The organism is Anaeromassilibacillus senegalensis, assembly GCF_001261775.1.
Classification (GTDB): Bacteria; Bacillota; Clostridia; order Oscillospirales; family Acutalibacteraceae; genus Anaeromassilibacillus; species Anaeromassilibacillus senegalensis.
Map to the genome: position 1 here is coordinate 637,175 of NZ_LN868537.1, position 12,729 is coordinate 649,903.

General features: G+C 48.7%; 12 protein-coding genes. 1 reads left to right on the forward strand and 11 read right to left on the reverse strand.

Annotated features, from left to right (window positions below; translation table 11 throughout):
* Nucleotides 1–95 precede the first annotated feature (95 nt).
* From BN2106_RS08715 to dpsA, 5 genes are all read right to left on the reverse strand, one after another.
* Nucleotides 96–1,370, reverse strand: coding sequence for an O-acetylhomoserine aminocarboxypropyltransferase/cysteine synthase family protein (locus BN2106_RS08715; RefSeq protein ID WP_050698161.1), 1,275 nt, complete (start codon nucleotides 1,368–1,370; stop codon nucleotides 96–98).
* Between the two features lie 1,004 nt (nucleotides 1,371–2,374).
* Nucleotides 2,375–2,722 (reverse strand): hypothetical protein, encoded by a 348-nt coding sequence (locus BN2106_RS08720; RefSeq protein ID WP_050698162.1) that lies wholly within the window; start codon nucleotides 2,720–2,722, stop codon nucleotides 2,375–2,377.
* A 397-nt stretch (nucleotides 2,723–3,119) separates the two neighbouring features.
* Nucleotides 3,120–3,599: a hypothetical protein gene (locus tag BN2106_RS08725; protein WP_050698163.1), complete on the reverse strand. Its 480-nt coding sequence runs from the start codon at nucleotides 3,597–3,599 to the stop codon at nucleotides 3,120–3,122.
* A 78-nt stretch (nucleotides 3,600–3,677) separates the two neighbouring features.
* Complete coding sequence (locus BN2106_RS08730) at nucleotides 3,678–4,250, reverse strand: dipicolinate synthase subunit B (RefSeq protein ID WP_050698164.1); 573 nt, start codon at nucleotides 4,248–4,250, stop codon at nucleotides 3,678–3,680.
* Nucleotides 4,251–4,255: 5 nt separating this feature from the next.
* Entirely contained in the window at nucleotides 4,256–5,116 is an 861-nt protein-coding gene (gene dpsA, locus BN2106_RS08735; RefSeq protein WP_074017474.1) for a dipicolinate synthase subunit DpsA, read from the reverse strand.
* Between the two features lie 242 nt (nucleotides 5,117–5,358).
* Between dpsA and murC the strand changes: the two genes are divergently transcribed.
* Nucleotides 5,359–6,741: a UDP-N-acetylmuramate--L-alanine ligase gene (gene murC / locus BN2106_RS08740; protein WP_050698165.1), complete on the forward strand. Its 1,383-nt coding sequence runs from the start codon at nucleotides 5,359–5,361 to the stop codon at nucleotides 6,739–6,741.
* Between the two features lie 77 nt (nucleotides 6,742–6,818).
* Here murC and BN2106_RS08745 read toward each other — a convergent pair whose 3' ends face one another.
* The 6 genes from BN2106_RS08745 to BN2106_RS08770 form a co-directional block, all read right to left on the reverse strand.
* Complete coding sequence (locus tag BN2106_RS08745; RefSeq protein WP_242846284.1) at nucleotides 6,819–7,205, reverse strand: hypothetical protein; 387 nt, start codon at nucleotides 7,203–7,205, stop codon at nucleotides 6,819–6,821.
* A gap of 70 nt (nucleotides 7,206–7,275) precedes the next feature.
* On the reverse strand, nucleotides 7,276–7,725 hold the full coding sequence (locus BN2106_RS08750; RefSeq protein ID WP_050698166.1) for a DUF1893 domain-containing protein: 450 nt from the start codon (nucleotides 7,723–7,725) through the stop codon (nucleotides 7,276–7,278).
* Between the two features lie 159 nt (nucleotides 7,726–7,884).
* Entirely contained in the window at nucleotides 7,885–8,325 is a 441-nt protein-coding gene (locus BN2106_RS08755) for a GNAT family N-acetyltransferase (protein ID WP_050698167.1), read from the reverse strand.
* A gap of 484 nt (nucleotides 8,326–8,809) precedes the next feature.
* A complete protein-coding gene (locus tag BN2106_RS08760) occupies nucleotides 8,810–10,060 on the reverse strand; it encodes an ABC transporter permease (RefSeq protein ID WP_050698168.1) in 1,251 nt (416 codons plus the stop codon).
* The gene (locus tag BN2106_RS08765; RefSeq protein ID WP_050698169.1) at nucleotides 10,057–10,776 is read right to left on the reverse strand and encodes an ABC transporter ATP-binding protein; all 720 of its coding nucleotides are present in this window, start codon (nucleotides 10,774–10,776) and stop codon (nucleotides 10,057–10,059) included. The genes BN2106_RS08760 and BN2106_RS08765 overlap by 4 nt, the downstream gene beginning before the upstream one ends.
* The gene (locus tag BN2106_RS08770; RefSeq protein WP_050698170.1) at nucleotides 10,769–12,532 is read right to left on the reverse strand and encodes an efflux RND transporter periplasmic adaptor subunit; all 1,764 of its coding nucleotides are present in this window, start codon (nucleotides 12,530–12,532) and stop codon (nucleotides 10,769–10,771) included. Before BN2106_RS08770 ends, BN2106_RS08765 begins: the two co-directional genes overlap by 8 nt.
* Between the last annotated feature and the right edge of the window lie 197 nt (nucleotides 12,533–12,729).

Sequence of the window (12,729 nt, forward strand, 5' to 3'; positions counted from 1 at the left end):
TGTAAACATATTTTGTCCGGCTGACCCCTCAAACGCAAAAGAAAGTAATGCCATCCAGATGGCATTACTTTCTTTTTTACAGTACACTAAGTTTTTTAAAGCTGTTTCAGCGACTGGTCAATGTCGTTTAAAATATCTTCAATGTTTTCAATGCCGACCGACATACGGATCATATCCGCGCCGATGCCCGCTTCCACCAGCTGCTCGTCGGACAGCTGGCGATGCGTCGTACTCGCGGGATGCAGTACACAGGTACGGAGATCCGCCACATGGATCACAATGGACGCCATTTTCAGACCCTCCATAAACTTGGCGGCCGCTTCTCTGCCGCCCTTAATCCCAAAGGAGATGACGCCGCAGGTGCCGTTCGGCATATACTTTTTCGCAAGCGTATAATACGCGTTGCTTTCCAGGCCCGGATAATTGACCCAGGCAATCTTGTCGCTCTTTTCCAGATAGGAAGCGACCGCCAGCGCATTGGAGCAGTGACGTTCCATGCGCAGCGCCAGGGTTTCCAGACCCAGATTCAGCAAAAACGCATTCTGCGGACTCGCCTGTGCGCCAAGATCGCGCATCAAGTGCGTCCTTGCCTTTGTGATGTAAGCGGCCTTGCCAAACTGCTTCGCATACACTACGCCGTGATAGGACTCATCGGGCTCCGTAAACTCCGGATATTTGCCGTTCTCCCAGTTAAAGTTACCGCTGTCTACAATGACGCCGCCCACCTGAACGGCGTGGCCATCCATATATTTGGTTGTGGAGTGAATAACGATATCCGCTCCAAACGTAAACGGACGGCAATTGACCGGCGTTGGAAACGTATTGTCAACCAGCAGCGGGACCTCGTGCGCATGCGCCACTTTTGCAAAAAGTTCCAGGTCGGTTACAATCAAAGCCGGATTTGCAAGCGTTTCTGCAAATACACAGCGCGTATTCGGTTTAAACGCGGCGTTCAATTCCTCTTCTGTGGAGTTTGGAGAAACAAAGGTAAACTCAATCCCCATCTCCTGCATGGTTTTATAAAAGAGATTAAATGTACCGCCGTAAATTGCGCTGGAGCTGACTACATGGTCGCCCGCATGGCAAATATTTAATACGGAAATCAGGGAAGCCGCCTGGCCGGAAGAAGTAAGCATCGCGCCCACGCCGCCTTCCATCGCGGCGATTTTCTTTTCCACCGCATCCAAGGTTGGATTCCCCAGGCGCGTATAGAAGAACCCGGCTTCTTCCAGGTCAAACAGTTTACCCAGCGTTTCCGCATGGTCGTATTTGTAAGTGGTACTTTGTACAATTGGCACCACGCGCGGCTCCCCGTCGCCGGGCGTATAACCCGCGTGGATACACTTGGTATCAATATGGTATTCGCTCATGTAATGATTCCTCTTTTCACGTCTTGTTTTTTATTGCGCCCATGGTTTATAGAAAATCCCGAGACATTCACGCGCAACAAAAAATAGATTGTTGTGGCTTTCCTGTCGTTCCGTGCGGAAGTTTCTTCGGAATCAGCTATTTTTTATTGCTCGAATAGCGAAAAAGCGGCCCAAAAGGCCGTATAGGACTTTATACCGTCATGCGAAAACCCCTGATTTCATGCGGGTTTGCGCATATTAGTCCCGTATTGTGTCAATAGTTCTTGCAACATACTTTTGTAAAGTTAGGCGGGATTTGGGCGGGATTTTATCGCCTACAAAACGGGAAACCACTTCGCCAAAGTTTTATATGTGATAAGCCGTCGTCTGTCTGGGAGAGGAATGACGCGGAGTAAAAAACCAGCTGCGAAAGCGGAAAAATAGGACATCCAAAACCCTGACAGAATGGGCTTGCGGACGCGGAAACGAGGGGGCCTGTATCATTTCACCTGTACTCCCTAAAACGGCCTTTTATCGTTCCGCACACCCGCCCCGGCGTGATACTTAGCCCCGTCTCATGCCGGGTCATTCATGCGCGGCTGGAATACCAATTCCACCGAAAACAATCGTGGCAAGCAGGGCAGGAGTATATGCACTCCTGCGATACGCTTGTTGGGTACTGGAACCCAAACCCCGGAAAATAACCGCCAACGGTGTCCTGTTTCATCGTTCTTAACGGGGCGGCTGCGCGTCCTACCGGACGCTGTAAGCATACTTCTTTCCAGCCGGTCAGTCTCTCGTATTCAGCGCCCGAAAAGGCGCATAGCCGCTCCACCTGTGGAGCGTTTGGCAAGGCAGAGCAAGCGGCCCTTGCCGGGGGATTGGGGGAGACCCCCAACAAGCAGATTTTCCATTTTTTCGCCGGGGCGAAAATCGAGAAAATCGCAAAGTGTGTACCACTTTGCACTGCTTGCCACTATTAAGAACGGTTAAAAGGGAAGTACGCATTATACCAATGAAATGCACTACACAATATTCTCACCTAACAGAATTTTGGGCATTGTCGTAAGGCAGCGATTCCACCGTTTATAGAATTGCTCCAATCCCAGCTTACCAACACGCGCATGAGCTTCCTCGTCCTCAAGCGTCCAGTGCAAAATATAAGTAACCTTGCCCACCCACTTTGTCAAACGAATTGGCGGCTTACCCTCTTTCACGGCGTTGAAATCCTCCTGTCGGTGGGTGCGTTTGATGTATTTTACATCAATAACTCCGGGCTGTGAAAGATAAAACGCAGCAACCTCTTTCATCAAAGCCTCAATTTCATCCTGCTTATCTATTTTTGCCTCATAGATACAAATTTCATTAAACATCAAGGCTACCTCCCTGCTTCGTATTTTCCGCCTAAGGCGAATATTCTTGTCCCTTATACTCTAAATTTTAATGTCAAATCTGTCAAGTCGTTTCATCTATTCTTATATTATACCTCAAGTCTTTATGAAATCAGGGCGGGAATTGGGCGGGATTTTGGGCGATTAATGACCTGCAAACTTTTTTAGTACAAGCTGGAAAGAACCGTTAAATTCCCTATTCATCAGCCTTTCCAGCCTCGTTGTCCTTATATGAAGCCGACTGCACAAACTCAAACGCCGCTATTTTTTATTGCATTAAGAAAATCGCGAGATTTTCCACTTCTAAACGCAACAAAAAATGGACTGCTGTGGCTTTCCTGTTGTTTCGCGCGAAGGTTTCCTCGGAATCAGCTATTTTTTATGAATAAAGCAGCGATTTCAGCCACTCTGCCGCTGTGTCTGTGATGGAAACCACTGCCCAGATCAGTAAAATAAAAAGCACCACTGAAACTGCGCGCCAGAAAAACCGTTTGCGCGGGCTCATTTCAGCAGTTTCTTTTCCATCCGGCGCGGTGACTTCCGAATGGGTGACGCCGATGCTCTGCATCAAGTCGATGGCTTCCTGCAGCCTGCCGTAGGGAACAAAGATGTTTTTATTGCTGATTCCGCCTTTGCCCGCATAAGCAGACGCAATGCCTTCCAAACCGCAGACGCGCTCTTCATGCGGGATCTGCTCTTCGTCCAGCGCAGCTGCAATTTGATTACACTTTGTCTCCGTTGCGGTCATCAGCATGACCGGGTCTTCGGCCTGCGCTTCGCGCAGCTTTCTTTTTCCACAGGCCGGGCAGCGTCCGCCCTCTTTCACCAATACCTGACAGCTGGAACAATACAGCATCATTTTTCACATCCAATCTTTTCCCAATCATAGCATATTTGCGCCCTCTTTTGCAATCCCCATTCTGTTCAGCTGCAAGTGTCAGAAAAAGACAGGCTGCGGCTGCTCCCCTTTCAGCGCCGCCAATGCCGCGGGCAGCAGTTGGGTAAAATCAGAAACCAGAGAATACGGCTTCTTTATTGGATCGTCTTCAGACATAGGCACAAAATACACATTTTTTGTGTTGAGAAGCTTCCCGATGTTTTGTGCCGAAGCAGCGAGCGCATCGTTTGTCGCCGGGGCTAGCAGAACCGGACGGCCGATCCGCAGGTTGGATTTTACCGCCATGGTAACAGGCGTATCCGTAATCCCGTTGGCTAGCTTTGCCAGCGTATTGCCGGTACAGGGCGCCACAATCATCAGGTCAACCATCTTCTTAGGCCCGATCGGTTCGGCGCCGACAATGGTCTGAATCAGTTTTCTGCCACAGATTTCTTCAATCTCCTGGATAAAGTCATCCGCCTTGCCAAATCGGGTATCGGTCTTTGCCGCATTATAAGACATAATCGGAACCAGATTGTACCCCTGTTCCGCAAGAAATTTCATCTGCTCCAGCGACTTGGAAAAGGTACAGAACGAGCCGCACAAAGCATAGCCAAATGTTATATCGTTCAAAGCGTTCACTCCTCTATAATATGATAAATGGTATTTTTAATGATATCTCCTGCCGCCTTCGGCGCTACGCGCCCCGGAAGAGACAGTGCTTTAATTGCCTGAATTCCCAGCTTTTCTGCCGCTTCATAATCAACGCCGCCCGGCGCGGAAGCAAGATCGATCAGAATGGTCCCCTGTCGTGCCTTGGAAAGCGTTCTGCGATTGAAAACCAGAGCGGGAACCGTATTGAAAATCAGGTCGTATTGGTCCCTGTCGCAAATATCGTCCGTTTTAATCGACCGATAGCCATAGGACTCAATCCATGCAAAGTCACTGGGTTTGCGTGCGCTGACCGTTACATTAGCGCCGATCCCCCGGAGCATCCACGCAAGAATCTTACCAATGCGGCCAAAACCGACCACCAGACAGTTGCTGCCGTTGATGGTGCCGGGGAACTCCCGCATGGCGATTTCCAACGCGCCTTCCGCTGTGGGAACGGTATTGCGCACGGTAAACTCTTCACGGATATAGTAATCATAGGTATCGATGCTGTCCCAAAGCTCGCTTGTCAAAAACAGCTTTCCCATCATGCCGCCGAACACCTGTTTATGGCACATATATTCAGCAAATTGATCGTCCAGGAGAATCCGGTTCTCACTGTATTGCACGTTCAGGTATTTTCCATCCGTTGTTACGGGCAACGGCAGGATAATATTTTCACATCTGGCGGCAAGCTCCTCCAGCTCAACCTTTTTCACACCTTTTGAAAAATCCACGGTGTCAAAGCCGAGTGTGTATACGGTATATCCGTCCGAGGCAATGGATTCGGCCAACGCGATTTGCCGCCGGTCGCCGCCGATCACACCAAAATTATTAGTATCAATCATTTTGAAAACCTCCAGTACTCGCTGAACCGCGTTCTCTATGGGAAAACATGGCTGTACCCTATAGTATGGAAATTTTTACGCTGTGTGATTATCCTGTGCAAATAAAAGGGACAGTGTCAAAACGCAAATTTTTCTTGAAAATATTCAAGAAATTGTTTATTCTTTTTGGGATTTGCAATATAATAAATTAGTTATGGAAAACACAGATTGCACTTCAATTGACCATGAAGGAGACATATAGAATGGATTGTAAGGATATTTTATCTCAGGTAAAGAGGATTCACTTTGTCGGTATCGGCGGTTCCGGCATGTGCCCGATCGCGGAAATCCTGCATCACAAGGGCTATGAACTCACCGGCTCTGATACCAACGAGTCCGATACATTGCAGCGTATCCGTTCGTATCAAATCCCCGTCACTATGGGACATAAGCCGGAAAACGTGGGCAGCGCGGAACTGGTGGTATATACCGCGGCTGTCAAACAGGACAATCCGGAATTGGTTGCAGCGCACGAAAAAGGGATTCCCACCGTGGAGCGTTCAGAAATGCTCGGCATGGTGACAAAGCGTTATCCCAACACCGTCGCGGTATCCGGCACACATGGAAAAACCACCACCACCGCGCTGATTACACAGATTTTTGTCAACGCCGGAATCGATCCTTCCGCGATTATCGGCGGTAAACTGCCGTTTATCGGCGGCAACGGACGTGTCGGAAAATCCGATACCATTGTGTGCGAAGCCTGCGAATATGTGGATACCTTTTTGCACCTGCATCCGGCAATCTCCGTTATTTTGAACGTGGACGCCGACCATCTCGACTATTTTAAAAACCTGGATAATATCATAAAATCCTTCCGTCAGTTTGCCATGCAGACTTCACAGCTTCTTGTGATCAACGGTGACGACGTAAATTCCCGCAAAGCAGTTGAAGGGCTCACTCACGCGCAAATTCTGACCTTTGGCCTGGACGCGCAAAACGATTATTACGCGGTCAACCTTGCCGACACCAAACAGGCCTGTGAAAAATTTACGGTGATGAAGCGCGGCGAGAAGCTTTGTGACGTGAATCTGAGCATTCCCGGCAAGCACAACATTTACAACGCACTGGCCGCGGTTGCAACAGCCGATTACCTGGGCGTTGCACCCGCCTGCATTGCGGAGAGCCTGCACCAGTTTACCGGCGTACACCGCCGCTTCGAGGTACTCGGCAATTTCGGTGGAGTCACGGTTGCCGACGACTTTGCGCACCACCCCACGGAATTGACCGCTACGCTGACCGCCGCCATGAACATGGGATACCGGCAGGTCTGGGCCGTATTCCAGCCGCACACCTATTCCCGTACCTCCATGCTGCTGGACGATTTCGCAAAAGCGCTCTCTATTCCGGATCACGCAGTTCTCTCCGAAATCCTGGCAGTGCGGGAAGTCAACACCTATAACATCTATGCAAAGGATCTTGCAGAAAAAGTCCCCGGTTGTGTATGGTTCCCTACCTTTGAGGAAATTGCAGAATATGTGATGGCACATGCGCAGGAAAAAGACCTGATTTTGACTCTGGGCGGCGGAGACGTTTACAAATGTGCAAACCTGATTGTCCGCAAATATCAGGAAAAAGGCCTGTAAGTTGGTTTACCGTAAACCTTAGACCGTAAAAAAGCTGAATCCCAGCCAATGAATGGTTCGGATTCAGCTTTTTATTTTTACAATAACTTTAACCATTTCTTTTGTCGATGTGCGTAAAAGTATTTTGCCCACAGATAGACAAAAGGAGTTTTCCACCCGGCATATAGCTCCACTTCGTCTATATATTCTGTTTTATCTCTTTCAATTTCTCTCAAAATTATTTGATGGTTCCAAACGGGAACATGCACGTTTGCCTCCTTTGTATAAACTTCGTACGATTCCTTTTGCAATTGTACCACATGAATCGTATGTATTCCAAAGGAGACCAGGCAAAAGAGCCTAAAATGAAACTGAAAAGTTTTGCCTTCTTCCCAGATAAAATCACTTGCGCTATCCAGTGGTGAAAAAGAAGCAAAACGCTTTGCGATATATTGCAACGTGGTAAGTTGCTGCACTTTTCCCATACCACATTCCGTGATACAGGAAAAACAGATTTTTTTAGTATGATTTTGTGTTTCATTCTTTATCTTTTCTTTACAATTTCATTTGTACCGATGCGTTTTTTGCGGCAGACAATCGCTCCATGGTCTGCCGGATCGCTTTAAGCGCCTCCTCTGGATCATCGATTGAGCTGACCGTCCGTTCCATTGGACACGGCCCGGTTCCCGCACGGTTCATAATCTGCTTTATTATCGTTTGGCAATTGGCTTCTATGCCATGGCATGTAAATATCGCAAGGGCAGTTTCCGTCATAACCGGAGCAAACACCCGTTTTACACCTGCCAGCGCAAACAACAGCGCCGCTGCCTTCCCTACAATCTTATCCGCAGCGGAAAAACCTCGCAAATCAACGCCAGAGGTAATCCAACCGACGAGCGGCGCTACCCCGCGCTTTTCACTTGCATAAAGGACATCCCCTTTGCACAAAACGCAGGTATGCCTGTTTTCTTCCAGCAGCCGGATGGCGTTTTCCCAATCATTCATCGCGTCTGATTCTCCTATTCGCTTCTACTTTTGTCTCAGAGTATCGTGCAGCGGCGGACGACAACATGCATGTATTTGTGCTTTCCCCGCCATAATTAAAAACCGCTAAATGCATCATACGTCTTTTGCCAGGATAATGCAACGAAAGCAACCTGGAATTTACCGCTCCCTTTTCAAATACACCATGTCCACCAATTGTATCCCATCTTCAAATATCAGATGGTCGTAATGATCTACAAAAAAGTTCTTTACTCTGTGAGATTCTGTAAAGCCGCAGCTTTTATAAAAAGAAAGAGCCGAAGGGCAGTCTCCGGTTCCGACAAACAAAACATTGCAGTCGGGATATTGGGAAAATAAAAATTCTATCAGATTTTTCCCATAGCCTTTTCGTTGATGCTCGGGCAAAACAGCGATGTTTTTAAGCTCGTAAACCCCATAGCCCTCATTGGTTATTACGCACTCAGCTTTTACTCCAGTATCATCCAAAACAAACATGTCACCGTTATCCAGATACTTATCCACCATATCTTCCTGTTCATCAGCCAACAAGAGCAAATCAATATAGGCTTTCTTGTCGCCGACAACTTTTGTTATTTCCACTATTTCATCTCCTCTATAAAATGGATTTTTTATGATATTGCGTCTTGGGTTTTTTAACATGGGCCAGATTCAGGGCATTTTACAACCTGTTGGCCCTCCGAATCACAAATCGGAAAGTGCTCTTCTGTTCTCTTTTACAGTATGATTGCGCTCAAAGTCCAGCAAACACTAAAAACGCAATCCGCTTCTGTTTTTTATGTGGAAAAGGGCCGTTGCAAAATACAAACTGCAACGGCCTCGGAAGCACAAAAGGTTCGTAAAGAACCGTATCACTCGTTCCACTCGCTCTTCTCAGGAAAAAAGTTTCGTTCTCTGTGGAGAACGACCAAAGGCGCCGCCTTTGGAAACCGCCGCTTTTCAGAAAAGCGGAAAAACACATTTTGTTCTACACCACAATCGAGTTTTACAACGCACCCTTTCTTAAAATATCTTCTGTCATGGCAGTCCTGTCTCTGCCCTGCAAAAAACATTTTATGATACGTTTTTACTCATAACGCAGGGCCTCAATTGGATCCAATTTTGCCGCTTTATTCGCCGGATAATATCCAAAGAACACGCCGATCATCATGGAGAAACCGACCGCTATGACAATGGATGCCAACGATGGAACGGTGGGCGCCTGCATCAGCATGCCGCCCAGATACCCGAGTCCGGCGCCGACTAAAATACCCAGCGCGCCGCCGATGATACAGATAATCATGGATTCCACAATAAACTGCATACGGATTGCCCCGTCCGGCGCGCCAAGCGCCTTGCGGATGCCGATTTCCCGGGTACGCTCCGTAACGGATACCAGCATGATATTCATAACGCCGATGCCGCCGACCAGCAGGGAAATACCGGCAATGACGGCAATCGCCATGGACATGGTTCCCATCATATCTTTTACCTGAGATACCATGGAATCCATACTCTGTGCTTCCAAATGCATGGTTTTGTTCTTTGCATAGTACCGGTCGTTCAGATAGTCCGCGGACTCCTGCGCAAATGCCTGGTAATCGATGCCCGGCGTCAGAGCCGCATAGAAATAATAGTATCCGGAAGGCGTAATATCCTGAATCCGGTAAGCCGTGGTCAATGGGATATAAATGGAGGTAGAAGAACCGCCGCTTCCCACCATAAAGCTGTTGGTTTGGTCCTTATACACACCGATCACTGTAAAGGTCAAACGCCCCATGGCATCGGTCTGTACCTGCACCTCCTGGCCAAGCACGTCCCCGTTCGGAAAAATCTTATCAGCCAAGGATTGTGCAATGACCGCAACGTACTTGCCTCGCTGTGTATCCGCTTCGCTGATAAACCGCCCTTTTACCATATCCACCTGCAACCCGGTTGCGCCGCTCGCAAAGCCGTCATTGACGCCGCTCAAGCTGACTTTGGAGGTTTCATGAAACTTTGTAATCTCACCGCTTCCAGCGCTTTCCTGCAGGGCGATTCCCAAGATATTGTCACCGAATCTGTTCACATAACTGTCCAGCATTTCGTCGGTGATGACATCTTTATCGGAGTAATAATACGAGCCGGAATAGTCCCTGGGAGACACCTGCAGCGCAATGTTATTGACGCCCATACTCTCCATGGAGGAGCTGACGGTGGCTGTCATAGACTCTCCGACTGAGGTGATTGCAATCACTGAGCCGATGCCGATGATGATGCCCAGCATGGTGAGCAGTGCACGCATCTTATTGGCTTTTAATCCGGCAACTGCCAGAAAGATGTTTTCAAACAGGCTCATTCCACAGCCTCCGATCTCACATAAACATTGCCGCGCTCGCTTTCAATATTGCCGTCACGGATGGTGATGATCCGTTCCGTTTCTTCCGCAAGCTCGGTGTTATGGGTGATCAGCACAATGGTCTTTCCCTGCTTCTCGTGCAGCTCGTGGAAGATGTCCATCACCAGTCTGCCGGTATGGCTGTCCAGTGCACCGGTCGGTTCGTCCGCCAAAATGATTGCAGGGTCGTTGGCCATTGCGCGCGCAATGGCGACCCTCTGTTTCTGGCCGCCGGAAAGCTCGTTGGGCATATGCTTGCGGCGTTCCTTCATTTCCACCATATTCAGCAGTTCTTTAGCACGTTTGCCGCGCTCCCGTTTGGAAAGACCGCTGTAAAGCATCGGCAGCTCCACATTGCCCTGCGCGGTGGATCGCGGAATCAGATTAAAGGTCTGGAATACAAAACCAATTTTTTTGTTACGGATCTGGGATAGTTTCCGGCTGCTCATCTCGCTCATCGGAACGCCGTCCAGTATGTACTCCCCGGAGGTTGGACGATCCAATGCGCCGATGATATTCATCAGGGTGGATTTGCCGGAGCCAGACGCGCCAACGATGGAAACAAACTCCCCTTCATGAATGTCCAGATTAATACCATGCAGGATTTCCAGTTCATTCGGTGTCCCAACATAGAAGGTTTTAATGATGTCCCGCATTTCAATCACTGTTTTACTCATTTACAGCAGCTCCTTGCACACCCGCCGGCATCTGTCCCATCGCAGCGGCATCCGGCATTACGGAAACCGCCATGCCAGGCTGTACCTGTTTGCCGTCCGCAATCAGCATCATCCCTTCCGTGAGGCCTTCTCCGGAAATTTCCACCTCATAATCGGTTTCCAGTCCCTGTGTAACCGGGATGGCCTCCGCAACAGACGTGCCGTCCTCCTGCGTTTTAACGGTGTAGACAACGGTGCTGCCGTCCGCAGCCATTGAAAGCGCGTCGTACGGAACCGCAAAAACACCGTCCTTTTGCTCTGTCACGATGTCTGCCCGCGCGGTCATGCCGATCCGAAGTCCCGTGTCTTTGGAAGAAACAATGACGGTTGCGTCAAACTCCACGTCCTTGGTATTGGCAGCGTCGCTTTTACCGCTGTCTCCAAGGGGCGTTTTTACCGCGGTCGGCGCCACCTTCTCCAGATAACCTTCAAACTCACCGTCTCCGGTCGCATCGGCTTTAATAATAGCCGGCATGTTGGGTTGAATAATGTTGACGTCGTATTCTTTGATTTTGACATCCAGCTGAAGCGCATCCGTATTTTCAATGACAAACATCACGCCGCTGGGGCTGGCGCCTTCTGTCGCATAGACGGCGGTAATCGTGCCGGAAACCGGCGCCGTCACGGTACAGTTCTCCAATTTGCTCTGCATATTTTTCAGCTCTTCGCGTGCGGCGCGATCGTCTGCGGAAAGCTTGCTGCTCTCCACCGCCTGAAGGGAATCTTCCAATCCCTGTGTGACCGCCGCCTGTGCCGATTTTTGCGCCTTCAGCGCATTGTTATATGTATCCTTTGCTTTAGACAGATTTGTTTCAAACGTTTCCAACTGGGTATTGACCGACTTTTGAACTGCATCCAGATTCTTTTTCGCCGTATCATAGGCCTGCTGCGCATCTGTTACATTTTGGCGAAGCTGTGTGATACTGAGACTTGGCGTCCCCTTCATATACAGGGAATCCGCCTCGCTTTCCGCTTCCGCCAGGGCTTCCTTGGCCTCCAGAAGGTCCGCTTTCAGCTCCTCTTCGTCGTCACTTTTGTTCCTGACCGCCTTTTCATACGCTTTCAATGCCTTGTCATAATCCTTTTTCAAGCTGTCATAATAGCTTCCCAGCTCGTTGCGGCGGTCCTTCAGCGCCTGCTCTGCTCTTCCAAGTTCGGTTTCCGCCTTTTCAAAAGCGGACTGTGCCGAAATTTGCTCCGCATTCAAGTTCGCATCCAAATTGGCCTTTGCATTATCCAGATCCTTTTGCGCGTTGTCCACGCTGAGCTTCGCTTCGTTCACAGTCTGCTGTGCGGTATTCAGCTGTGTGTTCAGGCCTTCCTCCACATTGCTCTTTTCATCGTTATACTTTTTCTGACTGGATTTAATCTGTTGTTCGCTTGTCGCTTTTGAAGAAGCAAGGGAAAGCTGTTTCTGCTTAATGCTCTGCTGTAAATCGTCAGAATCCAGGAGGCATAACACATCACCGGCATTGACGCGATCACCGACCTCAACCATAATGTTTTTAATTGGATAGGTGAGATTGGAATACACGTTTACAGCGTCTGTGCTCTCCACATTACCGCTGGTACTGACCGTACTGCGAAGCGTTGTCTTTTGCAGCGGAGAGAGCTCAACGGGCATTGCCATTGGTCCTGTATTCTGGGGCCGCAGGAACATTGCGCCAACTGCAACAGCAGCCAAGATTCCAACAACAATTAAAACTTTCTTTTTCACAATGATCGACCTCCATTATTTTTCCATAAAACACATCAACATAAGACCAATGGAAAACTTGTGATCTTCTGTTCTTTTTAATTGTACCAATCAACTAGTACAATAATACACATGTGTTTCTGAAAAGTCAAGGGATTGATTCGTTTATTAAGATTTATTTAAGCTTTTCATCTATTTTAACAAGTCTGTTCCCTTTC